Here is a 25,983-nt window from a genome sequence, read left to right on the forward strand (position 1 = left end):
GATAGCGAATAGAGCGAATAGAGAAGGGGCTGGCCGTCGATGGGAATCCCACCGACGGCCAGCCCCTTCGTTGATTTGACTGGTCTGCGCGGCTACGCCTGCGGGCGGTCGTACTTGGCGCCCTCGGGATTGCTCTTGGCCGCCATCAGCACGACCATGGCAATCGATCCGCCGATTACGACCAGCGCGCCGAAGACGATTAGCGCGATGCCGCCACCCAGGCCACCGGAGGAATTGCCGGCGGCGCTGAAGACACCGGTGAAGATGCCGGCGATCACCAGGATGAAGCCGAGGAATGCGATGCCGTATGGCAACAGGATGAGCCATCCGCTGCGGTTCGTGTCGTGCAGACGGCGCACGCCGACCGCGATGCCCGGCACCAGCGTGCCGAGACTCCAGACGGTTTCGAGCAGGGAGACGATGCCGCTTTCGCGCGTGGCGGCGGAGAGGATGCTGAACACCAGGCTCACCACCACGGTGGCGAGGATCCACCACCAGTATTCACCGCGGGAGGCGCGGCCGTTGAACGAGGCGTACTTCTTGAACACACGCAGGAACGCGTTCGGGAACGTGATGCCATACCACGGGGCCCACAGCGGGGGCTCGCCGTTGGCGTCCAGCGGAATGGCGCCGTTCGCGGTCGGGGCACCATAGGCATTGCCGTATGCGGGCTGCGGGGCCGGTGCGGTCGGAATGGAGCTGCCGTACTGCGGTGGCTGCTGGTTGTATCCGCTCTGGCCATAGCCGTTCTGCTGGCCGTAATCCGGCGTCTGCGGCGCACCATACGGCTGGCCGTATGCAGACTGCTGTGAAGAGGCGCCGTACTGCTGTCCGTATGCGGGAGCCTGCGGGGCGGCCTGTGCGGCATACGGATCCTGGCCGTACGCCGGTGCGGCGGACGGCTGCTGCGGTGGCTGTTGGCCGTACCCGTTCTGACCGCCCTGATACTGGTCGGACTGGTCATATCCGTTCTGGCTCTGGTACGGGGTCTGCTGCGCGTACTGGTTCGGCTGCGCCTGCTCGTAGGGCGTCTCGTATGCCGGCTGTCCCTGCCCATATGCCGGGGCGGCGTAGCCGTTCTGCTGGCCGTAGTCCGGCGTCTGCGGCGTGCCGTATGCGGGTGCCTCATATGCCGGGGCGCCCTGCGGGGCGGACGTGACGCTTGGCGCGGACTCGGCGGCGGCCGGTTCGGACGGCTGGTTCACGGGAGTGGGCTCGGGAACGGCGGATTCGCCGAACGGCGTGGGAACGTGCTGGTCGTAGGCGGGCGCCGGAGAGGTCGGCTCCACCGGGGTCTGACCGTAGGCCGGGGCCTCGTACTGCGGCGCATCGTAGGAAGGGGCTTCATAGGAAGGCGCGGCGTTGTAGCTGCTGTAGTCGGGAGTCGTGCCGTACGCCGGCGTCGACTGACCGAACTGGCCGAGCTGCGTTTCGTCGTTCTGCTCGTTGCCCGGCGCCGCCCCCTGTGCCGTCGGCTGCTGCCCGTAGGCGTCTGTGGGGTTCTGCGAGGTGTTGAACGCAGCGTTGCCGTTGCCGCCATTGGGAACGTAACCCTGCGGGTTGCTCGGATCGGTCATGAATTTTCCCTTCTTTCTGCGCTTGCGACCGGATGACCGGCGGTTTTGCCGGTCTGATGGTCGGGCGCAACGGATAGATCCGCTTTCATTCTCCCACGGGATGCGTAAAAAGACAGTCAACGATCATGTGTTGATGTAATCCGTCTGTGTCGATGTCGCGACGGTGCGGCGTCGCCTCGGGTACATGCCCCCGTCCGTGTCGCCACCGATTCCCCCGTTGACCTCGTGCCTTAATATAAGGGGGGCGTGTTGCGGTGATATATCACGAATGTTAGCGCTACTCAATACCGACAAAAATACCGATATTGTCGATATAACGCAGAAGATTAGGGGGATAGGTCTGATTGACGGGGTTATACGTCGAGGTATCGGATTTCGGGCCATATGACGAGAGAAAGGACGGACATGAGGCATCGTTACCGGTGTTTTATGCGTTATACGGCCGGTCTGTTTGGTGGCGGCGACCACGGCGGCCATGCGGATGCGATGCCTCCACATACCCCTCTAAGCCATAACGTTCGTCATACCTCCGATAACGGGGGTAATGGCAATGCGCGTCATACGGCGCGCAAGGCCATCGCGGCCACGCTCGCCGTCATCGTGCCGGCATTCATGATGGTCCCCGCATCGAATGCATCCACTGGTTCCAGCACCGTCACCGTGACGTCGGACGGCGTCGCCACGTCGGGCGCGTCCGTCATCGGTTCGGCGTCGACATATTCCGCAGCCGACGCCGCGTTCGACAACGCTATCGTCAGCGCCGCGGCCGATGGCACGGTGACGACGTCGCCGTCCACCGGTTCGTCGTCTTCCGAATCGGCGACGGACGGCAAGACCCCGCCCCCGTCCGAATCATCGAGAACCAATACGACGGATGGCAAGGCCGGTACGACGTCCAAGGACTCCGCAACGTCGCCTACGTCGAAGGATTCGACGTCGAACGATACGTCGTCGGCCACGTCCGGCGACGATGCCGACACGAACAACGACAACGCCGTGACGACGAACGGCGGCGTATCCGGCAAGTCGGCCGATGCATCCGCCACGTCGAAGAACAAGGCGGCCGCGCCCAAGCGTGCGAAGGCCACGGCGACCGACGCCCTCGCAGGCCGTGACTTCGACGGCCAAGTCGTCAAGACCATCAACGGCAAGACGTACATCCTCATCGGCAACGAACAGCAGCTGCGCGCCATCGGTACGGGGAAGGCCGTGACCCGTCCGGTATGGTCGATTACCCAGAAGTACGAGAAAACCGGCCTGCTGGGAGGCCATTGGGTGGATGTGGCCGACTCCAAGAAGGTAATCTATGCCGGCGATGCCGACCTCGACGCCACAGGCAAACTCGATCAGGGGAATAGTGCGAAAACCGATGAAATCGGCACGGCCGTAGAAGGACGTACCCGACTGCGTTATGTGACGGTGGATGACAACGGCAAGGAAGTGACTGCGAAAACCGGTCTGCTCGGTGCTGACAACCATTCGGTTGTCAGCGGAATCACCTATTCCTCCGACGCGAACTACATCGTGTTCCGCAACATCGACGCCTCCTCCGACGCCGAAGCCGGCACGACATCCGGCGCCGCATGGACGCCGCTCATGTTCTCCGGCGTCATGCTCGGCGTGGCCGGAAGCGACAACGCCGCGGCCGGGTCGCTGTGGGGCGGCATCGGCACCGACGGCGTCAGCACCAACGACACCGCCGCCCGACCGGTCGTCTCCAACGTGAAGGTGCATCAGACCGAAGCGCTCAACGTGAGCGAATACACCGGCATCGGATTCTTCGGCACCATCTCCAACAAGCTCGACGAGAAGGACCCCCTCGGAAAGACCACTCCCGCCTATGTGAGCAACATCGAACTCAACGACGTGTCGGTGAGGAACGACACCACCGAAGTGCGTGTGGACCAGACGCTCATCAGCGCCGTCCTCAAAGGTCTCGGCGACATCGTGGGCGGCATTATCAGCGGACTGATCAGCGGCCTGACCGGAGGCAAGATCGATCTCAAGGGGCTCATCGAAACCTGCTGACCATTCGCAAGGCCGACCCGTCGTCGCTGGCCACGGGCTCATTCGCCGGCCGCGCCATCGGTTCCGTGACCATCGACAAATGCCAGAGCACCAACGTGACGGTCTCCAACGTGGCCGCCACGACCGGCGGCTTCGTCGGCCATGCGCAAGGCGAGACCTGGTATGTCACCGAAGGGCTCGGCCGGGTCGTGGAACTGCTGGCGAACATCCTCAACGCCATTCCTGGCATCGGCATCGGCGACCTCATCACCCTGCTGCTCGACGGCAACATCATCAACGCGGGGGATCTGGTCCCCGGCGGATACAACAACCCGACCATCAGCAACAGCTCCGTCAAGGACTTCACAGCCGACACCGTCATCGGCGCGGCAGACAAGGACTATGCCGGCGGCTTCGTCGGCTCGCAGATCGGCACCATCATCACCAACTCCAGCGTGACCAGCGCCAACGCCTACACCGTCAAGGGCGGCGCCTACGTCGGCGGCTTCTCCGGCCTCATGCGCAACGACGTGATGAAGGGCGCGCTCAGCGAGGTCGGCGTCGAGCTCATCCGCCTCTCCCAGCCGCAAAGCACCGCCGTCGACTCGTCGGTCAACGCCGACGCGACCGTGCAGGCCGGCACGTATGCGGGCGGCTTCGCCGGCGCCATGGCCAACAGCTACGCCATTAACGACACGCTCGCCGGCACCATCACGGTCAAGGCCAGCGGCATCAAGGACGACAAAGGCACCAAGGCGCTCGCCGGCGGATTCACCGGCGTGGCCGCCGTGGGCTGGGTGTCCGACCTCGGCGCGGGGGAGTCGAAGAACTCCGACCTGCTCACCGGCGTGAACAACCTGCTCGGCGAACTGCTCACCAAGGACCCGGCCACGGCGCAGAACCTGCTCACGCTCGTGGGCATCGAGGAATCGGCGCTGCTCGGCATCCGCACCAGCGGATCCATCACCGTGGAATCAGGCAACGACTATGCCGGCGGACTCATCGGCCGTGGCGACGGCACCATGATTGCCGCATCCGATACCACGCACGTGAACAAGCTTTCGTTCTGGAAGCACACGAAGCTTGATGTGCCGACCGCGCGTACGAACAGCGTCGACGGACTGAAGTCGGTCAGCACCACCGGCTCGTACGCGGGCGGCATCGCCGGCAAGCTCAGCACCGCCTCCATCACCGGACTCATCAACCAGACCGCCGGCGTCGGCGAATACCTGCCGTTCGAGGTCAGCTCCACCACCGTCTCCGGCGTGAGCGACGGCTTCGCCGTAAGCGCCAAGGGCGAGTACGCGGGCGGCGGCATCGGCTTTGCCATGGGCGGCAACATCGGCAAGGCCACCACGGCCTACGGCGACGCGGGCGTCCCGGATTCCGCGGCCGTGGCCGTGACCAACGTGAAATCCGTGACCGCGACCAACCGTGCCGGCGGCTTCATCGGCGTCTCCGGCCCCGGCGACCTGCTCAGCGCCGGCGGCATCGACCTGCTCGGCCTCGGCCTCATCAAGCTCGAAGGACTGCTGACGATGGTGGCCGGCGTCAAGATCGTCGCCAACGACGTCACCGTCTCCGGCATTCCGTCCGGCATGAGCGTTGCGGCCACCGGCAAGCATGCCGACGGCGAATCCACGCAGTACATGGCCGGCGGCTTCGTCGGCCAGTCCAACAGCACGCAGGCCACCGACGCACACGTGACCAACCTCGCCTCCGTGACCGCGGACGGCACCACCGGCAACGCCGGTGGCTTCGTCGGCGTCTCCGTGACCGGCGGCCTCGCCGACGTGCTGCCCAAGGACGACGATGGCGCGCTCAAGGACATCCTCAGCCTTGGCGGCAAGAAAGGCCTCATCACCGCCATCGGCTACATGGTGCCGAAGTACACCAACGCCGACGTCGCCTTCGTCAACGGCGGCAGCGTGACCGGCAACATGGCGGGCGGTTTCGCCGGCGACCTGCAAAGCGGCAAGATCGACGACTCCAAAGCCTCCGGCGGCAGCGGCTGGGCCATCACCAACATCGACACCGTCAACGGCGGCGCCTACGCGGGCGGCTTCGCCGGCCGCGCACGATCCGGCGCGCTCGCGGCCTCCGACGGCGGCATCAGCATCCTCGGCGGACTGGATAATCTCCAGCTGAATCTGGAAGTGGAGGACCTCGTCAGCGTGGCCGGCGCCTACGTGCCGGTGATTGCCGGCGCGGGTGTGCATTCCGACGACACCACCGTCGAGAAGACCAGCGGCCGCAAGACCTCCGACCCCAATAATCCGGGACTCAAGGTGACGGCCGACAAAATCGCGGACACCGACTCGCAGTCCGGCTCGGCCGGCGGCTATATCGGCTACGGCTCCGGCGTGCAGGTCTCCGACTCCGACGTGACGCAGCTGCGCCACACCACTGTCAAGGAGCCGAACGCGCTCGAAGGCACCGACGGCAGCCCCTACTTCGATGCGGCGAAGAGTACGTACGCGGTGACGGCCAAGCGGTTTGCCGGCGGCTACATCGGCCGCATGGATATCGGTTCCGCGGCATCCGTGGGCGGCGGCCTCAAGATTTTCGGCAACGCGCTCAAGCTCGCCAACATCACCGACGTCCTGTCGGTGGTGGTCTCCACCATCGAACACTCCGACGTGACCGGCGCGGCCGCGGGCTACGCCGTCATCGCCAGCGACACCAGCGATGCGAAGAACGCCATCGGCGAGGCCGGCGGTTTCGCGGGCAGCGTCAAGGGCGGCCACATCCAGGACTCCAACGCGCACAGCTTCTCGCACATCATCGGCCAGGTGACGGCCGGCGGCTACGCGGGCGGCATCGCCCCCGGCGACGTGGCCAGCGTGCTCAATGACAGCAGTCTGTTCGGCGGGCTCATCAAGACCAATGGCACGCTCGCCTCGCTGCTGCAGGATTTCGTACCCACCGTGCGCAACTCGTCCACCGACGCCGTGCCCTGCGGCGGCGTGGTCCGCGCGCAGGCGGCCTCCGACCCCAGCACGCTGCGCGGCGTGGCCGGCGGCTACGTGGGCGACAACGAAGGCGGCCACATCTGGGGCAACAACAACGCCTCATGGAAGAGCGAGAACGACGGCGAACACCATTACACGGGCGCCCAGCGCACGGCGTTCGCGGCGCGTATCCGCTCCGTCTACGGCGCGGAGATGGCCGGCGGCTACACCGGCTTCATGCACGCGGCCAGCACCGCCAAAACCGGCAGCCTCAGCCTGATCTTCGGCCTCGTTTCGGTCGATAACCTGCTCGGCGCACTGCAGGTGAGCTACCCGACCGAGGAGAACACGCAGGTCACCGGACCGCTGCGCAACCTCGACTACGCCACTTGGCAGGCCTGGGCCAAGGCCGTCGGCTCCCGCGGCGGCTACGGCAAGGAATTCGCCGAACTCCTGAAGAACGCCAATACCATCACCGATCAGGAGACGCTCAACAAGGCCATCGACACCTATATCTACGGCACCAACGTGGTGGCGGGCCGCTCCTCGTACGCCTCCGGCGCGAACACGTCCGACGGCGGCATCGCCGGCGGCCACGTGGGCCTCATGCGCGCCGGCACCATCACCAACGGCCAGACGCAGGACACCAAGCAGGTCAAGGCCATGCGCGCGGCCGGCGGCTTCGCGGGCAGCATGGAATCCGGCGGCGCCGTCGAACTCGGCAGCGTCAACGTGCTCGGCATCATCAAGGCGAACCTCGGCAAGCTCGTCAGCGCGCTCGACGTGTTCGTGCCCGTCGTCAAGACGTCGTCCGTAGCCGGCTACCGTCGCGGCATGACCGTCACGGCCACCGGCACCGACCTGACGCATATGAACGGCTTCGCCGGCGGCTACGTCGGCTACGCCTCCGGCGCGCAGATCTGGGGCGACAAGACCTTCGACGTCAACACCGACCCCAACGCCAACGACCGCTGGACCCTCACCGCCACGCACCCCGGCGCCAAGGCCACCGGCGCCCACGTGACCAACCTGCGTCGCGTCTCCGGCACCAACACTGTCGGCGGCTACGCGGGTCTCATCACTGCGGCCGGCATGGCCGAAGCCAACACCAACGCCACCGACGGCATCCTGCAGAAGCTGCTCGATACGCTGATCTCCACGCCGAGCAGTCTCGTCTCCGTGCTCGACGCCACGGTCTCCACCGTGCGTGGCGCCTCCGTGGCATCCGTCAAGGACGGCGGCAGCGGCGAGGCTTGGGGCTTCACCGTCGACGGCTCCTACAAGAGCGGCGGCACCACCAAGTACGCCCGTGCGGCGGGCGGCTTCGCCGGATCGATGAAGGCCGTCGTGGCCGGCACCGAAACCGGCGGCACCTCCGCACTCGACACACTCACCGTGGACGGACTGCGCGGCGTCGACGGCGGCCAGTACGCCGGCGGATTCTTCGGCCAGGCCGACACCACGTCCGTGGCGTCCGTGGCCGGCACCGACGGCACGGCAGGCTCCACCGACCAGAGCACCGATATCCTGCTCGGCCTCATCAAGGCCGGCAACATCAGCGCGCTCGACGCCTTCCGCACGTTCATCCACCATGCGAACGTGAACGGCGTGGCCGACGGCATCCAGATCCGCGCCCACGACGCCAGCAAGCAGGGCATCCTCGACTCCAAGCGGTTCACCGGCGCGGCCGGCGGCTTCGGCGGCGGCCTCATCAACGGCACCGTCGACTACGGCAAGGTCACCAACCTCAACAGCGTCAAGGGCGTCAACTATGCGGGCGGCTTCGTCGGACACCTCGGCAAGGCCGGCACCGTGGACGTCGACAACGCCAGCGTCTCCAAGCTGCTCGGCGCATCCGTCGGCGTGCTCGACATCTGGGGCTCCCACGCCGAACACTCGTCCGTCGCGGGCATCGCCGCCGGCTTCACCGTCGACGCATCCCACGCGGGAGACCGGCAATACACCAACACCAAGGGCACCGACTCGGCCACCGGCCGCGAGGTCGTCGGCGGATTCGCCGGCTACGCCGACCTCGCCCGCATCGCCGACTCCACGGTGACGAACCTCAAGAAGACGTCCAGCGCCGAAATCGCCGGCGGCTTCGTCGGCGAGACCACGCACGCGTACCTCGTCGACCTCGACGCCAGCTCGCCGCTCATCGATTTGGTGCTTCAAATCGTCAACCTGCTGGTCAAGGCGCTGTATTTCAACAAGATCGACGTCATTGACCTGGGTTCATGGTTCCCGCAGCTTGGTGGCAAGGACAGCCTCTTCAACCTCAAGGTGCTTTCCAAGGGCGACGTACTGTACGTGAACCTCTTCGGATTCAAGATCGGCGTAAGCCTTTCCAAGAAGAGCACCGAAAACCAGCAGCAGACCGACGTGGCCATCATCACCATCGGCGACTCCGTCATCAAACTGCCGTGCAACGAGGATGGCATCATCCAGGACGAGAACACGCGCGAGAACCTGAAGGTGCAGCTCATCAAGGGCAACCGCACCAAGGCCGTAGACTCCTCCGTCACCGGCATCGCGCCGGCCGGATACGACGTGTTCGGCGGCGGCGCCACGCAGACGACCGACGGCCAGGCGAATCTTTCGACCGGTTATGCGGGCGGCTTCGCCGGCCTCAACGCCGAAGGCGTCCTGCAGAACGACCACATGACCTACGCCGACACCATCCGCGGCACCACGAAACTCGTCGACCCGTTCGGCAACACCACGCTCGCATCCAACTACAACTTCAACAGTATGAAGAAGATCGTGGGACCGGACGATGACGGCCGATACAACACGTATAGCGTGTATCGCACGGCCGACGGCAAGGCCGGCGCGGCGAACGTCGACGTGAACGGCAAGGCGACGAAGATCTCCGACAAGACGACCGACGACGCGACCAAACTCGACCGTTGGGACGTGGACTACTACAAGGTCGTCAACGCGTACGACGCCGCCACGGCGGGCAGTGACGCGGCCGGCGATGCGAAGACCGATTGGGTGGGCATCAAGGACGCGACCGTTACGACGGGCGATGCCTCGTCAAAGTCGCTCGGTGCCTACGTTTCCGCATCCAAGGCCGTGCTCATGCTCGACGCCGCCGCGTCCGACAACACCGGCGGATACACGCCCGAGCCGGACGACGGCCAGGACCCGTGCGGTGAGAACGGCTGCAAGACCACCGAACTGACTCTGCAGAAGGTATGGAAGAACGGTGCGTTGGAGAAGCCCGAATCCATCGAACTGGAGATTCGCGCCTACTACACGGACGCCGACGGCAAGCGCGTGGAAGCCAAGACCATCGACTGCTACGAAGCCGACTGCTCCACCAGCGAGGTTGAGATGCCGCTGCACGAGACCATGGATTCGAGCGACGGGTCGCTGTGGAGCGACACGTGGCGCAAGACCATCTCGAAGAAGCTGCCGGTCGCGTTCGTGGACGGCAAGGACGCGAACGGCGACGACATCGTGCGGTACTACACGTACACCGTCACCGAGGTCGGCATGACGTTCGCCGACGGGTCGAGCAGGAAACCGGCCGAAGCCGGGTATGCGGTGGACGTGCAGTACGACACCAAGGAGAACGTGGCGACCATTACCAACTCCTCGCCGCTGCCCAACACCGGCGGCGAAGGCGTGATGTGGCTGCTGCTCCTCGGCGTGCTGCTCGTCGCCGCCGGCAGCGCCTGGTACCTGCGCAACAGGTACGTCGCGGGCGGTGTGGGAGCCGGAGGCGGCAGAAAGCGAGGCGCCCATGCCGCGTAACCGAAGCGGAATCGGCCTCCGACCGTTGCGATGTTGACCGTAGCCGTGCGGGTTCAACTCCCCTCAGTCAGCTTCGCTGACAGCTCCCCTCAATCATGAGGGGAGCCAAAGCCGAGAGGTGTGTGACTTAGCTCCCCCTGGAGATCAGGGGGAGCTGGCCGCCGAAGGCGGACTGAGGGGGTTCGATTCGGTGACGTAAGTCGGATTCGACACCTCCACAGCCCCCACCCCTCAATAACAAGATTTCCCCCTGTCCAATATGTCCATCAAGAAGAAAGGAACAGTGATGAACTCACTGATGAAGAAGGCCATCGCCACCGTCGCGGCCGCTGCCACGGCGCTCGGCCTGGCCGCCGCAACCGGTGCAGCCGCCAACGCGGCCGGCGAGAAAGCCACCCTGACGGTGAGCACCGCCGACGCCAAGTTCGCCGGAAAGACCGTGAATGCCTACAAGATGTTCGACGCTAGCGTGACCGGCAGCGGCTCCAGCAAGGTCGTGACCTACAAGCTGGACACCCGCTGGAAGACGTTCTTCACCACCACCACCACCACGGAAGGCACGAGTGGCGCGACGGACTGCTCCGACAACGACGCCCTCGACCAGTGCGCTTCCGACTACGTGAAGGGCCTGAAGGATACCGCTCTCGACACCTTCGCTCAGAAGGCCTCCAACTGGGCGCAGAAGAACGGCATCGCGGCTGTGGCTTCGGCTCCCAAGATTTCCGAAACCGCCACTGACAGCAAGTACACCGCCAAGTTCACCGGGCTGGATTACGGCTACTACGTGGTCGCCGTGCCGGGCGCTTCCGTCGTCAACGCGAACGGCAAGTACGCCTCGCTCGTCTCCGTGCATGAAGCGGAAGCGGAGCAGACCATCAAAGGCGAACTGCCCACCGTCACCAAGAAGGTGGACGGCGACAAGGACGCCACCGACGCGAAGGTCGGCCAGCAGCTCACCTTCACGCTGAAATCCACCATCCCCGACATGAGCGCCTACGACTCCTACACCTTCGACTTCAACGATACGCTGTCCGAAGGCCTCACCTTCGATGCCATCGACTCCGTGAAGGTCGAAGGCGTCGATGCGGCTCTGGTCGAGAACACCGACTACACCGTCACCAAGCCGACCGCGGACAATGGCAACAAGCTCACCGTGTCCATGACCAACTTCAAGACCAAGCAGCAGGCCAACGCCGGCAAGGCCATCACCGTCACCTACAAGGCCACGCTGAACAAGTACGCCGTCGTCGCCGGCGAAGGCAACACCAACTCCGCTTCCGTCTACTACACCACCAACCCGGAGAACACCGAGTTCGGTGACTCCCAGCCGAGCACCGTGCGCACGTACACCTACGGCTTCACCATCGATAAGTACACCGGCACGTACGGTGACAATGCCAAGCGTCTGGACGGCGCCAAGTTCCAGCTGCAGGACGCCAAGGGCACCGAAATCCAGGTCGTGCAGGAGTCGGCAGGCAGCGACACCGCCGCCGCCGTCTACCGTGTGGCAACGACCGGCGAAACCGCCGCCACCGAAATCGCCACCCCGAAGAGCGGTAAGCTCACCTTCAAGGGTCTCGCCAACGGCAACTACCTGCTCGAAGAGACCGACGCCCCGACGGACTACAACAAGCTCGCCAACAAGATCGGCATCAAGATCGAAGGCGACAACGGCGAGGGCAATCCTGCCAAGGCCACCGTCGCCGTGACGTACGACAACAACGCCGGTAATGACGGCTACACTGAATCGGCCGAGACGGATGCCGAAGGCCAGAAGACCATCATCCCGGTGAAGAACGAGTCCGGCGTGACGCTGCCCGGCACCGGTGGCATGGGTACCGTCGCGTTCACCGTGGTCGGCGTGCTCATCGTCGCCTTCGGTGTCGCCTGGGCCCTCCGCCGCAAGCGCGCCTGACGGGTGCGTAAGCGCGGGTAATCAACTCCCCTCAGTCAGCTTCGCTGATAGCTCCCCTCAATCATGAGGGGAGCCAAAGCCGAGAGGTGTGTGACTTGGCTCCCCCTGGAGATCAGGGGGCTGAGCCGTTAAGCGGGCAGTCCAGTGGACTGCCCGTAGGCGATGCGAGCGCGATTCATCGAGCGCGAGGAATGCACCTCCGCACCCGCCACCTCTCCTCACCACTCACCACCCAATCCACCTCAAGAAACCCCGACCATGAAGAAACTGCGTGACATACTGCCGGTGCTGGTCATCATCGGAGGACTGCTCGTCCTGTTCTATCCGACGATCAGCAACATGCTCATCATGCGCAACGCCAGCCGCGCCGTAGGCAGCTACGACGCCGCCGTCAACGCCATGAGCGACGAACAGTATGCCAAAGTGCTGCAGGCCGCACGCGACTACAACACCCACCTCGCGCAGCAGGCCTCGGGCGGGGCGACGAACGCGCTCGCCGGCGCGGTCAACACGGCCGCATCCGACAAGCAATACCAATCCATACTCAACATCGACGGCCACGGCATGATGGGCTATATCACCGTGCCACGCCTCCACGAGACCCTGCCCATCTACCACGGCACCGCGGAAAAAGTGCTGCAGGTCGGCATCGGCCATCTCGAAGGCACATCGTTCCCGGTCGGCGGGGCAGCGACGCATACGGCCGTGTCCGGCCATCGCGGACTGCCCAGCGCCAAACTGTTCACCGACCTCGACCAGATGAAGAAGGGCGACCTGTTCTTCTTCCGCATCCTCAAAGAAACCTACGCGTACAAGGTGGACGGCATCAGCACGGTGCTCCCCACCGACACCACGTCACTGGGCATCACGGCCGGCAAGGACCAGGCCACGCTCATCACGTGCACGCCCTACGGCGTCAACACCCACAGACTGCTCGTGCACGCGCACCGCGTGCCCTACACGCCCGACATGGAATCGCAGGCGGCGAACCAGTTCGGGCTGCACATCCCGCCCCAGTACCTCATCCCGCTCATCGGACTGACGGTGCTGCTCATCGGCGGCGGGGTGGCGCATCAACTTCGTAAACGCCGTCGCGCCGCGGGAGCGGGCGGCGGGCCGGGAGACGGTGCCGGGCTGCCCGGAGCCGTTGGCAGCGGCAGCGCCGATGCCGTGCACGGCGACGAATATCATACGGAACATACCAACGGACATGACGCCAAACGTGGCGGAAGGAGACCGAAGCATGGAACCCATCGTGCATAACGTAATCACGAGGTCCGACGGCGGCCTCTTTCATCGCGGGTTCGGGCGTCTGCCGCGCGGCATCGTCGCCGTGTGCGGGGCAGTCGTCGGCATGGTCATGCTGCTGGCGGTGGCGCTCGCGCCATTCGGGGCGACCGCGAACGCCACCACGACCACCAGCGGCATGTCCCTCACCATATCCGCCAAGGTGGGCGACGGCGACTCGGCCCGTCCGCTGGCCGGCGACACCTACTCCGTGGCCTATGTGGCCAAGATGAAACTCAACGCCGACGGCACCGCCATCGCCGGTTTCAAGACGAACACCCGGTTCGAGGCCGTTGACCATGACTGGGGCAAGCTCACCTCCTCGCAATACAGCGCCGCCGCCAAGGAGGTCGCCGCCTACGCCGACAAACACGACGGCTACAACCGTACCGACATGCGCACCGACGCCAACGGCAAGGTCACGATTCCCAGCCTTGACTACGGCCTCTATCTCGTCAAGCGCGTGGGCGTGGCTGATGCGAACAAGGCGTATAAGTGCGATCCGTTCTTCGTGACGATCCCCGAAACGAACGGCAGCACGAACACCGACGACTGGGACTACCGGGTGACGGCCTCGCCCAAGTTCGAGCAGATTTCCGTGCCCGGGCCGACGCCGTCCAGCCCGACTCCCGCACCGACGCCTACCGCGCCCGGCGGTTCCTCCATCGCCAAGACCGGTGCCGCCGTCATGCGGTACGTGGAGGCGGTCGTCATCCTCGGCGCCGTGGCCTTCGCCATCATGTTCATCCGCACCCAGCTCCGCCTCCGCCGCGAAGAACGGTAAGGGCTGTCATTCCACTGGCTCCCCTCCTAACGGAGGGGAGCTGTCGGACAAAGTCCGACTGAGGGGATTCCCGCTTGGGTGTGCGCTCTGCATCTCTCTGGCTCCCCTCCCGACGGAGGGGAGCTGTCCGCCGTAGGCGGGCTGAGGGGAGCGCTGCTGAGAATCCGGCTTCGCTCAACTCCCCTCAGTCAGCTTCGCTGACAGCTCCCCTCAATCTTGAGGGGAGCCAAGAAAAAGACGACCTCAGTAGTTGCGCTGACAGCTCCCGCCGGCGGGAGCCAAGAAAAGACGCGCTTATTCCTGCGCGCGTTGTTTATGGGCGCTTATTCCTGCGCGTCGGGATCCTCGTCCTCCGAAGCGGGGCCGAGGAGCAACAGTTCACTCACGTTGACGACGATCAGCAGCACGGCCGTCAACGCCACGATCACGAACGTGGCCGAGAAGATCAGCGGCGTGCGGAACGAGTTGTATGCGGCCTGCAGCCAGATGCCCAGGCCCTTGCGTGCGCCCAGGTACTCCGCAGTCGCGGCCGTGGCGAAAATATACGCGGCCGAAATACGAATGCCGCCATAGATCTGCCTCGCGGCCACGCGCAGCTTCACATGCCACAGCGTCCACAACTTCGTGGCCCCGCAGGTGAGCGCCACGTCGGAATAGAACTGCGGCACGGCCTCAAGACCACGAATCGTCTGCACGGCGATGGGGAACAGGCCGAACACGGCCACGATAGCGATCTTGCCGGAGATTTCAAAACCGAACCAGATGATGAACAACGGTGCGATGGTGATGAGCGGCATCGTCTGCGCGGCCGCAAGCAGCGGGAACAGCGCGGCGTTGAGCACGCGCGAGCAGTAGAACACGATGCCGATGATGATGCCGCACAGCACAGCGAGCGCGAATCCCACGAATCCTTCGTATGCGGTGACGAGCGTAGCCGGCCAGAGCGTGGGCCACGTGTCGATGGTCGCGTCCACGATCTCGCTCGGCGACGAGATCATCGTGGGGGAGACGTTCCCCACGCGGCACCATATCTCCCATGCCGCCACCAATATGACCACCGCGATGACGGTGGGAACGTAATGCCTGAGTTTCTGCAGTGCTTCTGCCATAGTCACCTTGCCTCCTCGCGCGCATGCGCAGCCATGGCGGCCGGTCGCGGTGAGCAGTAAGGTGAGGAGCCTGCGCGCGGAACGGCCGAGGGTCGAAAACCGAAATACAATCCAAAACTTCCAACCACACAGTATAAGAGGTGCGCGGAACGCCATCCGCGGGGCACTTCCCGGCGCTCTTCACCGGCAAATCCCGAGTTGTGAGGCTTTGCTTTCGCCAAGTGGGGTAATCGCGGGAAAGGCCGGCCTCGGAAACGTTGCAATTCCGCGGTTGTGTGTTTTGCCGCCGAGGGTCTTCGCCGAACCAAAGCCACACAACTCGCATTTTCGGCTTCCCGAAGCCCGAAAACCCTTCGCGCCGTCCCGTTGGCGCGGCACAATAGAGCGTATGACTGAAGAGCATTCTGAAAACACCAAACCCGAACTGCCCGAGAACGTGCGCGTGCGCTTCTGCCCGTCCCCGACCGGCACCCCGCACGTGGGCATGGTCCGCACCGCCCTGTTCAACTGGGCCGAGGCCCGTCACACGCACGGCACCTTCGTGTTCCGCATCGAGGACACCGATGCCCAGCGTGATTCCGAGGAAAGCTACAACCAGATTCTCGACGCCCTGAAGTGGCTCGGCCTCGACTGGGACGAGGGCGTGGAGGTCGGCGGCCCCGACGGCCCGTACCGTCAGTCCGAGCGAACCGACATCTACAAGGACGTCGCCGCCAAGCTGCTTGAGGCCGGCTACGCCTACGAGTCCTACTCCACCCCCGAGGAGATCGAGGCCCGCAACGTGGCCGCCGGCCGTCCGAAGGCCTTCGGCTACGACGGCTACGACCGCAACCTCACCGAGGAGCAGAAGGAGGCGTTCCGCGCCGAGGGCCGCAAGCCCGCGCTGCGTCTGCGCATGCCCGACGAGGACATCGCCTTCGACGACCTCATCCGCGGCCGCATCGAGTTCAAGGCCGGTTCCGTGCCGGACTACGTGATCGTGCGTCCGAACGGCGACCCGCTGTACACGCTCACCAATCCGGTGGACGACGCCATGATGCGCATCAACGTGGTGCTTCGCGGCGAGGACCTCCTGAGCTCCACCCCGCGTCAGATCGTGCTCTACCGCTACCTCATCGAGCTCGGCATCGCCAAGGAGATGCCGCTGTTCGGCCACATGCCGTACGTGATGGGCAAGGGCAAGAAGAAGCTCTCCAAGCGCGACCCCGAGTCCAACCTGTTCCTGCACCGCGACCACGGCTTCATCCGCGAGGGCCTGCTCAACTACCTGGCTCTGCTGGGCTGGTCGATCAGCGCCGACCGCGACGTGTTCTCCATGGACGAGATGGTCGAGAAGTTCGACATCCGCAACGTGAAGGCCAACCCGGCCCACTTCGACATCGACAAGGCCATCGCCCTGAACGCCGAGCACGTGCGCATGCTCGAGCCGCAGGACTTCCTCAACCGTTCCGTGCCGTACCTGCATCGCGACGGCGTGGTCTCCGCCGACAACTGGGACGCCCTCACCGACCGTGAGAAGAGCGTGCTCACTGCGGCCGCCCCGCTCGTGCAGTCCCGTGTGCGCCTGCTTGGCGAGGTCGCCGGCATGGTCGGCTCCCTGCTCTCCACCGAGGAGTACCTCGAGCCCGACGCCGACGCCCGCAAGCAGCTCAAGGATTCCGCCGCCGACGTGCTCGACAAGGCCGTCGCCGCGCTCGAATCCGTCGACGAGGCCGATTGGAAGACCGATAACCTCCACGAGACGCTGAACAAGGCGCTCATCGAGGACGGCGGCTACAAGCCGCGCCTGGCGTTCGGCCCGGTGCGCGTGGCCATGTCCGGCCGCCGCGTCTCCCCGCCGCTGTTCGAGTCCATGGAGATCGTGGGCAAGCCCGTCTCCATCGCCCGTCTGAAGAACCTGCGCGCCAACCTGTAATCGCTAATGGGGTTCGTGGCCGTTGCGGTTCCATGAGCCATACGGCCCGAACCTTACGTCATGAAAGCGGGTCGTCATCCTGTATGTGGATGGCGGCCCGCTTTGTCATATCCGAGGCTATCCGAGGTGGTTATAACGCACGCATCCGTTATAACCACCTCGCAGCGATGCCCAGCGGCGGTTATAACGCACGTGTGCGGGAAACCCGCCTCGTAGTGGCGTCTCGCGTAGGGTTTTGCGCACGGTTGCGTTATAACCCCCGCATGGAGCATCCGGTCGGCGCTGGTGCATGCGTACGTGCAACACGCCGTACGGGTCGGCTGTGCGGAGGTTTTTTATGCGAATATGCGTAAAAACCACCGCGCAAAGCCCCGAAAAGCACCGTGATGCACACAGGCTCTAAAAACCTCGTAAAACGTTGAAATTGCAGCGAAAAGCGGCAATAACGCAAAGCGCGACACGCCGAGAGTTGCGCACTCTATGGGGTTCGCGTATATTAATCACTCGTTGCGGTTCACACCGCAGCCCAGTCAAGGAAATGACTTCGGTTCCGAAGTCAGGAAGCTGACTGAATAACTCAAGCCCCCATCGTATAGCGGTCTAGTACTACGCCCTCTCACGGCGCCAACACCGGTTCAAATCCGGTTGGGGGTACGACTACGGAGCAGTCGCAAGGCTGCTCCGCTGCCAATTGGGGTATGGTGTAATTGGCAACACAGGTGATTCTGGTTCATCCATTCTTGGTTCGAGTCCAGGTACCCCAGCGAATAGCCTCGCGAATCAAATGATTCGGCGAGGTTTTTTGTTTTCTCGGGAAGGTTCCCATGTGGCCCGGTCATCACGGCGATCGGCCGTGCCGCCGTGATGTGTCATAGGAGCGGGCCATGGGAGCGTATGCACAATGCGCGGCTCGGATACACGGCCATGAATACAGTTGATTCTCAGGGTAGGTGAAGTAGGGTTATGGGTATGAGTGAACGAATTCACCGAAGCGCGGCCAACGCCGGTCGTGCGCTGTCCCATGTGAGCGAACACACCCATCAGTTGCTTGACGCCGTAGAAGAGGAACGTCCCGTCTCCGTCTCCGCGAAGCTCGGACGGCTGCAATTCCATCATTCCGGCAAATTCCGTATTCTTCAGTTCAGCGATATCCAGGACGGTCCGAAGATCTCCAAGGACACCATCAGTCTGATCGGCGCCGCCTGCGACGCCGCCCGTCCCGACATCGTGGTGTTCACCGGCGACCAGATCGCCGGATACGACTCCGCATACGCGCGCACGTCGCGCAAGCGTCGCTGGGACATGCCCAAGGGCGGCGTGAAGCCCGATAAGGGCGATTTCGACCATACGCGCGAACTCGTGCGCAAATCCATCCGGCAGTTCGTACAGCCGCTCGTCGACCGCAATGTGCCGTTCGCCGTCACGTTCGGCAATCACGATTTCCAATGCGGACTGGATAACGCCGAACTCAACGACATCTATCGCGAATTCCCCGGCTGCCTGAATCCCCCGATGGCGGCCGCCGAACAGCCGGGAGCCGCGCAGTCGGCCGCGTACTCCGGTCTCGCCGACCAGCAGGTGTACGCATGCGAGCCCGGCACGTTCGCGCTGCCCGTCTCCGATGTGGACCATACGCGCAACGTCATCGGCCTCGTGATGGTGGATTCCGGCGACTATGCGAAATCCGGCGGCTACGATACGCCGAGCCAGCGTGCGCTCGATTTTCTCGACGCCATGCCGACCGCATTGGGCGCGAAGTCCATCGTGTTCCAGCACATTCCGATCCCGCAGTTCTACGACGTGCTGAAGCCGGTCTCGTCGTCCACCGCGTATGCGATTCAGGGATACCGCAGCTTCGACGCCGCATGCTACGTTCTCGACGAATCGAAGACATTGCCGGGCAGTTATCTGGGGGAGGGCGTGAGCTGCCCCGACATCGACTGCGGCGAATTCCAGATCATGAAGGACACCGACGGCTATTTCGGCCTGTTCGCCGGCCACGACCACCGCAACGGATTCGTCGGCACGACCGAGGGCATCATGCTCGGCGCGACGCCCACCTGTGGATTCGGCTCGTATGGTCCGGTGCCCGACAAGCGCGCGGCACGACTGTTCGAGTTCGACATCCGTCATCCGTACGAGCCGCGCACGCAGCTGCTGGAGTTCGGGCAGATCGTGGGCAAGCCCACGACGCGCAAGGCGTACACGTTCGCGATGAGCCATGTGCCTACGAATCCGGGTGACGCGTGGAACCTGCTGCGCAAGCCGGGACTGGTGTCGACGCTGGCCGCCGGATTCGCCGCCGCCATCGCGTCGCTCGGCTTCACCGGCAAGCGCCGGTAGATAATGGATATCCGGATATGACAAAGGCTCCCCGCAGGGAGCCTTTGTCGTTCAAACAGGCCATTCGACCATTACATGCCCGAGACCGCGTGGGCGCGGATCAGGGCGTCGGAAAGATACTTGCCGGCGGCCATGACCAGCGGCGCGAAATGCTGGCCGGGCGTCGTGCCCATACGGTTCGTCGGGCCGGAGATGGAAATCGCCGCGATCACCTGACCGGAGGCGTTGCGAATCGGAGCGGAAACCGAGGCAACGCCCGGTTCGCGTTCGTTCACCGACTCCGCCCAGCCGCGCTTGCGTACGGTCGTCAGCTTCGCCACGGTGAACTTGGCGCGTCGCAGTCCCTGATGCATACGCTCTGGATCCTCCCACGCCAGCAGAATCTGCGCGGCCGAACCGGCCTCCATCGACAGGATCGCACCCACGGGAATCGAATCACGCAGACCGCTCGAACGCTCCACGGCCGCGATGCACACGCGCTGGTCGCCCTGACGGCGGTAGATCTGCGCCGACTCGCCCGTACGGTCGAGCAGCGTCTGCAGAATCGGGCCGCATGCGGTGAGCAGACGGTCCTCGCCGGCCGCTGCCGCCAGTTCGGCGAAACGCGATCCGAGCACGAAACGACCATGCTGGTCGCGTACGATGAACCGGTGCTTCTCCAAAGCGATGGCCAGACGATGCGCCGTGGGCCTCGCCAGTCCGGTCTCGTTCACCAGTTGCGCCAGAGTGGCCGGACCGCCCTCCAGCGTATCGAGGATCTTGGCGGTCTTGTCGAGCACGCCGACGCCCGAATGCACCTCCTTGCGCGAGGATTCCGGCTTGGCCGAAGCCGCCTCGTCGCTCTGACTGGACGCATTGCGCGGATTTGTCAATACTTTTACTGTTTCTTTTTTCGTCTGCAATGTTCCACCCATTGAGGAATCGCCGTTTTGTATTGCCATGATTGGGATTATGCCATCTCATAATGTGAAATGCAAAAGTCTCGAATTTGACCGAAGCACCATACTCGATGTGTCTGGGCTATTCAAAGGAGTAGCCACCGAGGAAAAACAAGAGGAATCAACGTCGATACACGTTGCGATAACGTTGCGGCAAACGTTGCGATTGTGCCCCTAGGAGGTAAAACCATGGGAACCACATTGGCCGAGAAAGTCTGGGCCGATCATCTCGTCCGCAAGGGCGAGAACGCCGAGCCGGACCTCATCTACATCGATCTCATGCTCATGCACGAGGTCACCAGCCCGCAGGCGTTCGAGGGACTGCGTCTGGCCGGCCGCAAGCCGCGTCACACCGACCTGCTCATCGCGACCGAGGACCACAACACCCCGACCGTGAACATCGACCAGCCGAACCCCGACAAGACGTCGGCCACGCAGCTGAGCACGCTCGAGAAGAACTGCAAGGAGTTCGGCGTGCGCCTGCACCCGCTCGGCGACGCCGACCAGGGCATCGTGCACCAGGTGGGCCCGCAGCTCGGCCTCACCCAGCCGGGCATGACCGTGGTGTGCGGCGACTCCCACACCTCCACGCATGGTGCGTTCGGCGCGCTCGCGTTCGGCATCGGCACCAGCGAGGTCGAGCACGTGATGGCCACGCAGTGCCTGAGCCTCAAGCCGTTCAAGACCATGGCCGTGAACGTGGAGGGCGAACTGCCCGAAGGCGTGACCGCCAAGGACATCATCCTCGCCATCATCGCGAAGATCGGCACCGGCGGCGGCCAGGGCCATGTCATCGAATACCGTGGCGAGGCCATCCACAAGCTCAGCATGGAAGCCCGCATGACCATCTGCAACATGTCCATCGAGGCCGGTGCCCGCGCCGGCATGGTGGCCCCCGACGAGATCACGTTCGAATACCTCAAGGGCCGTCCGCACGCTCCGCAGGGCGAGATGTGGGACAAGGCCGTCGAATACTGGAAGACGCTCAAAACCGACGACGACGCCGTCTTCGACAAGGAGGTGACGCTGCGCGCCGAGGACCTGCAGCCGTACGTGACGTGGGGCACCAACCCCGGTCAGGGCCTGCCAATCACCGCGAACGTGCCCGATCCGGAGACCATCACCGACGAGACGCAGCGCGTGGCCGCCGAAAGCGCCATCAAGTACATGGGCCTCAAGCCCGGCCAGCCCATCAAGTCCATCGCCGTGGACACGGTGTTCATCGGCTCCTGCACGAACGGTCGCATCGAGGACCTTCGTGCCGCCGCCGCCATCATGAAGGGCCATCACAAGGCGAAGAGCCTGCATCGCGTACTCGTCGTGCCGGCCTCGTCCCGCGTGCGTCTGGAGGCCGAGAAGGAAGGCCTTGACAAGATCTTCAAGGACTTCGGCGCCGAATGGCGTAACGCCGGCTGCTCGATGTGCCTGGGCATGAACCCCGACAAGATGGTCGCCGACGAACGCTCCATCTCCACGTCGAACCGCAACTTCGAAGGACGACAGGGCAAGGGCTCGCGTACGCATCTGGCGTCGCCGGCCGTCGCCGCCGCCACCGCCATCCGCGGCACCATCTCCAGCCCCGCCGACCTGTAAAGAGAAGGACTCAAGCAATCATGGAAAAACTTACCGTCGTCACCGGTGTGGGCGTTCCGCTCCGTCGTTCCAACGTCGACACCGACCAGATTATTCCCGCCGTGTTCCTGAAGCGCGTGACCAAGTCCGGCTTCGATGACGCGCTGTTCTACGCGTGGCGCCGCGACCCCGAGTTCGTGCTCAACCAGGAGCCGTACCGCAACGGCAAGATTCTTGTGGCCGGTCCCGACTTCGGCATCGGCTCGTCGCGTGAGCACGCCGTATGGGCGCTGCATGACTACGGCTTCCGCGTGGTCATCGCACCGCGCTTCGCCGACATCTTCTACGGCAACACCGCCAAGAACGGCGTGCTTGCCGCCATCATGCCGATGGAGTCGATCGAGCTGCTGTGGAAGCTGCTCGAGGAGGAGCCGGGCCGCGAGATGACCGTCGACCTGGGTGAACGCACCGTGACCTGCGGCGACGTGACGCTGCCGTTCGAGGTGGGCGACTACGTGCGTTGGCGCCTGATGAACGGCTACGACGACATCGATCTGACGCTGCACCACGAGGACGACATCATCGCCTACGAGAAGATGCGCGCGGAGAAGTTCCCGTTCAAGCCGACCACGCTGCCGGCCCGCCATCTGCCCGAGGAGCCCATCACATCCGCCCGCGAGCAGGAATACGATTGGACGGGACCTTTGGCTGATCGAGACAAGTAGTCTCGATCAGCCGGTGGGACAGTCCAGTGGACTGTCCCACCGGTCCCGTGCGAAGCCGCGATATATCTCGCGGCGAAGCCAGAAAACCGCGGGCGTCAGCCCGTCCATAATTGCCGGACCGGGTCCGTTGGCCGATTCCTCAATCGGTCTGCCGCGATTGATTTTGCAGCGGAGTCGGCGAACCGTGGGGCTGCCCTCGTGGCCGAGGGAAGCTGTTCGTCCACACCGGATTGAGGGGGCTGGCTTGGTCTCGCGCTCTGACCCGTCCCAATGGATTGCTCGTCAAAATAGCCCGAATCCTTCGTCGTCCATGGGAATCATGTCGATTTCCATGGACGACGTTGCATTTTCGGGAAAAATCGCCGCAGTCCATCGCGGCAGTCGACGTCGACGCCGCGAATCGTTGCAATCATGCGGTTCTTGTTTTGGGTGTTCCGCGAAGCCGATGGATTACGCTGCATTTTTGGGAAAATGCGGTCGAATCCATCGAATATCGACCGGTATTGATGGATTGCGTGACAATACCGATTTTTTGCAATCGAATCCATTGCAAATCGCGTGGTCTGCAACCGTATGACATGCAGTAGAGGGGTATGGAGGGTATTTCGATGGATTCCCCCGTATCGGCCCGAGGGAGTACTGTGGTGTAGTGGAATACAGGCTGATTCATTGAGATGTCTGCGTTCATGAGGAGCCGCCGGGCCGTCGTCGGACCGGTGGAGTGTGCGCGGCGTCCGGAAGCAGAAGGGAATGCCATGAGCTTGAACGGCTTGACGGCTGAAAGGAAAGAGCCGCGCATGAGCGGCTGGAAGAAGAAAGTGGTCGGCGTGCTCGCCGCAGTGGCCACCGTCGCTACGATGGGCCTCACCGCCGTCACCGCCAACGCGGCGGACGAGGTCGGCGCCGATGCCACCGCTAATGCGAACATCTATCAGGCGTTGGAATACATGCAGGATCTGAATACGTTGCGCGCCCGTGATGACCGCAGGGCGCTGACCCCTCAGCAGATTGCCAATGCGTATAGTGCGGATAACAATACCACTGTCTCGGCGTCCCTGTTCGCCGAGAACACCGGTGACGGCAAGCCCGTAGGTGCGCTGAAGGTCAACGATCAGATGATGTCGTGGGCGCAGACCCGCGCCAACGAGCTGGCCAAGCGTGCGGTGACGAACCCGAACAACCCTCTCAGCCACGACAACATGACCAATGGCCGTCCAAGCTGGGGTGCGAACAACCTGACGAACAGCAATAATGGATATCAGCCCGGCACCTTCGTTTTCGGTCCCGAGGCATTGGCCATCGGATACCCGGATTACGACTCCAGCATGGAACCGGTCAATTCGTGGTACAGCGAGCTGAATGTTGAATTCAATCTCGATCAGGTGCGTAAGGACAACCCGCAGTACGCGAACATGACCGATGCGCAGATTCTGCAGTATGAACGTCAGGGATATGGTCATTACCTCACGGAGGTCAGCCCTCTGGCCGATATCGCCGGTTTCGGCGTGGCCAAGGTCAGCGGCGGCCAGTGGGATGGCGCGTTGGTCTCCGTTCTGGAAATCGGCAATAGCAAGACCGCCCAGGGTAAGACCCAGAGCGTCGAGGAGGCGCTGAAGGAGTATGCGCCGAAGAAGACCATCACTGGTGTGAAGGATGTCACGCTGGATGTGGATTCGAGTACAACCAAGCCGACGCTGCCGGCCAAGGTGACCGCCACGTACGACGACAAGTCCACTGCGCAGGTGCCGGTCACGTGGGAATCCGTTCCGAATGATTGGAACAAGGACCGCGACGCCCACAAGGTGACCATCAAGGGCCAGGTGGATAGTTGGAGCAAGGGCGTCACGCTCACGCTGAACGTGGCCGCCGCGACCATCACCTCAGCCATCGTGACCCCGAACGCGCTGAGCACCCCGGCCGGTGTTGACCCGACCGATAAGCTCCCCAAGAGCGCAGCCATCACCTGGTCCAACGGCGAAACCGGCACTGCGGACGTGAAGTGGGACGACATCGGCGACCAGTACAAGACCGCCGGCAAGATGTTCACCCTGAACGGCACCGCTTCCAACGACGGCCAGACCGCCAAGGTCTCGCTGACCATCACCGTGGGCAAGACCGAAGCCGTGAGCGCCGAGGCGACCCCCGCATCCGTCGACACCATCGCCGGCACCAAGCCGAAGCTGGACGACATCAACGCCACCGTGACGTACACCGATGGCTCCACCACCATCAACACCGTCAAGTGGGATGCCATCGACGCTTCCAAGTACGCGAACGAAGGCACTTTCACCGCGACCGGCACCGTGCTCGACACCACCGTGAACGCGCGCGCCGCCGGCAACCCGCTGCTCGACAAGGACGGCAAGCAGCTCACCGTGAAGGTAACGGTGAACGTCAAAGCCCGCGCGATTACCGCTGTCACGGCGACTTCCGACATCACCATCGACTCCGCCAAGACCGCGCCGGACAATCTGACCGGTTCGGCCATCGTCAAGTGGAACGATGGTACGACCGAAACGCGCACCGGCATCAAGCTGACACTGCCCGACGGCTGGAACACGAAGCGTGAATCACACATCGTCACCGCCACCGGCCGCGTCGCCGACTGGGATGAGGACGTGCCGTTCAACGTGACGGTCAAGGCCGCCACCATCGAATCCGTCGAGGACCCGGCCGATCGCTCGACCACCGAGGGCGTTGTCCCCCCGCTGCCCGAGAGCGCAAAGGTTACTTGGAGCAACGGCGATTCCTCCAGCGAGCCCGTCGTCTGGAACGAGCCGGAGAACTTCAAGGACCTGCTTGACAAGGCCGGTGACACGGTCACGGTGAACGGCGCAATCAAGGGTTACCCGGATAAGAAGGTGACCGTGAAGATCACCGTCACCGCCGCGACCATCGAATCCGTCACCGCGCCGAAGGATGTGACCATCGACGCCGGCGATAAGCTGGGCCTGCCCGATACCGTGACCGCCAAGCTTTCCAACGGCAACGACGGCCAGGTCTCCGTGACGTGGAAGACCGACGGCGTGGACTTCTCCAACCGCTCCGGCAAGGACAAGACCGTCACCGTCAAGGGCGAGATCGCCGGATACTAGGAC

Annotated in this window: 12 protein-coding genes, 2 tRNA genes and 1 pseudogene; 11 read left to right on the forward strand and 4 right to left on the reverse strand. The window is 63.8% G+C overall.

The features are described 5' to 3' along the window. Positions 1-92: 92 nt before the first annotated feature. Both CS006_RS04140 and CS006_RS10950 read right to left on the reverse strand, forming a co-directional pair. The gene (locus CS006_RS04140; RefSeq protein WP_100510542.1) at positions 93-1,577 is read right to left on the reverse strand and encodes a DUF805 domain-containing protein; all 1,485 of its coding nucleotides are present in this window, start codon (positions 1,575-1,577) and stop codon (positions 93-95) included. A gap of 557 nt (positions 1,578-2,134) precedes the next feature. Further along, positions 2,135-2,635 carry a hypothetical protein gene (locus CS006_RS10950; RefSeq protein WP_165777240.1) on the reverse strand — a complete coding sequence of 167 codons (501 nt, stop codon included), beginning with the start codon at positions 2,633-2,635 and terminating at the stop codon, positions 2,135-2,137. Positions 2,636-2,717: 82 nt separating this feature from the next. Between CS006_RS10950 and CS006_RS04145 the strand changes: the two are divergent. From CS006_RS04145 to CS006_RS04160, 4 genes and pseudogenes are all read left to right on the forward strand, one after another. Next, positions 2,718-10,297, forward strand: a pseudogene (locus CS006_RS04145) (LPXTG cell wall anchor domain-containing protein). 286 nt (positions 10,298-10,583) lie between these two features. Next, a complete protein-coding gene (locus tag CS006_RS04150) occupies positions 10,584-12,212 on the forward strand; it encodes a SpaH/EbpB family LPXTG-anchored major pilin (protein WP_100510543.1) in 1,629 nt (542 codons plus the stop codon). A 258-nt stretch (positions 12,213-12,470) separates the two neighbouring features. Next, a complete protein-coding gene (locus tag CS006_RS04155) occupies positions 12,471-13,475 on the forward strand; it encodes a class C sortase (protein WP_100510544.1) in 1,005 nt (334 codons plus the stop codon). Next, positions 13,468-14,283, forward strand: coding sequence for an isopeptide-forming domain-containing protein (locus tag CS006_RS04160; protein ID WP_133119526.1), 816 nt, complete (start codon positions 13,468-13,470; stop codon positions 14,281-14,283). Before CS006_RS04155 ends, CS006_RS04160 begins: the two co-directional genes overlap by 8 nt. Positions 14,284-14,606: 323 nt before the next feature. Here the strand turns inward: CS006_RS04160 and CS006_RS04165 are convergent, their stop codons facing one another. Then, complete coding sequence (locus tag CS006_RS04165; protein ID WP_100510546.1) at positions 14,607-15,392, reverse strand: ABC transporter permease; 786 nt, start codon at positions 15,390-15,392, stop codon at positions 14,607-14,609. A 388-nt stretch (positions 15,393-15,780) separates the two neighbouring features. Between CS006_RS04165 and gltX the strand changes: the two genes are divergently transcribed. From gltX to CS006_RS04185, 4 genes are all read left to right on the forward strand, one after another. After that, positions 15,781-17,307: a glutamate--tRNA ligase gene (gene gltX, locus CS006_RS04170; RefSeq protein WP_100510547.1), complete on the forward strand. Its 1,527-nt coding sequence runs from the start codon at positions 15,781-15,783 to the stop codon at positions 17,305-17,307. 581 nt (positions 17,308-17,888) lie between these two features. Continuing rightward, positions 17,889-17,961 (forward strand) — tRNA-Glu (locus tag CS006_RS04175). A 38-nt stretch (positions 17,962-17,999) separates the two neighbouring features. Then, positions 18,000-18,071 (forward strand) — tRNA-Gln (locus CS006_RS04180). 205 nt (positions 18,072-18,276) lie between these two features. Next, positions 18,277-19,650 carry a metallophosphoesterase family protein gene (locus CS006_RS04185; RefSeq protein ID WP_100510888.1) on the forward strand — a complete coding sequence of 458 codons (1,374 nt, stop codon included), beginning with the start codon at positions 18,277-18,279 and terminating at the stop codon, positions 19,648-19,650. A 71-nt stretch (positions 19,651-19,721) separates the two neighbouring features. On the opposite strand, the gene CS006_RS04190 is transcribed toward CS006_RS04185, so the two are convergent. Continuing rightward, on the reverse strand, positions 19,722-20,522 hold the full coding sequence (locus tag CS006_RS04190; protein ID WP_423734827.1) for an IclR family transcriptional regulator: 801 nt from the start codon (positions 20,520-20,522) through the stop codon (positions 19,722-19,724). 255 nt (positions 20,523-20,777) lie between these two features. Between CS006_RS04190 and leuC the strand changes: the two genes are divergently transcribed. The 3 genes from leuC to CS006_RS04205 all read left to right on the forward strand — a co-directional run bounded on the left by leuC (position 20,778) and on the right by CS006_RS04205 (position 25,980). Continuing rightward, positions 20,778-22,181 carry a 3-isopropylmalate dehydratase large subunit gene (gene leuC, locus CS006_RS04195; RefSeq protein WP_100510549.1) on the forward strand — a complete coding sequence of 468 codons (1,404 nt, stop codon included), beginning with the start codon at positions 20,778-20,780 and terminating at the stop codon, positions 22,179-22,181. Between the two features lie 20 nt (positions 22,182-22,201). Then, the gene (gene leuD / locus CS006_RS04200) at positions 22,202-22,885 is read left to right on the forward strand and encodes a 3-isopropylmalate dehydratase small subunit (protein ID WP_100510550.1); all 684 of its coding nucleotides are present in this window, start codon (positions 22,202-22,204) and stop codon (positions 22,883-22,885) included. A 797-nt stretch (positions 22,886-23,682) separates the two neighbouring features. Continuing rightward, positions 23,683-25,980, forward strand: a complete 2,298-nt coding sequence (locus CS006_RS04205; protein ID WP_165777241.1) for an Ig-like domain-containing protein — start codon at positions 23,683-23,685, stop codon at positions 25,978-25,980. Positions 25,981-25,983: the final 3 nt, after the last annotated feature.

The organism is Bifidobacterium primatium (assembly GCF_002802875.1).
In the GTDB taxonomy this organism is placed as follows: domain Bacteria; phylum Actinomycetota; class Actinomycetes; order Actinomycetales; family Bifidobacteriaceae; genus Galliscardovia; species Galliscardovia primatium.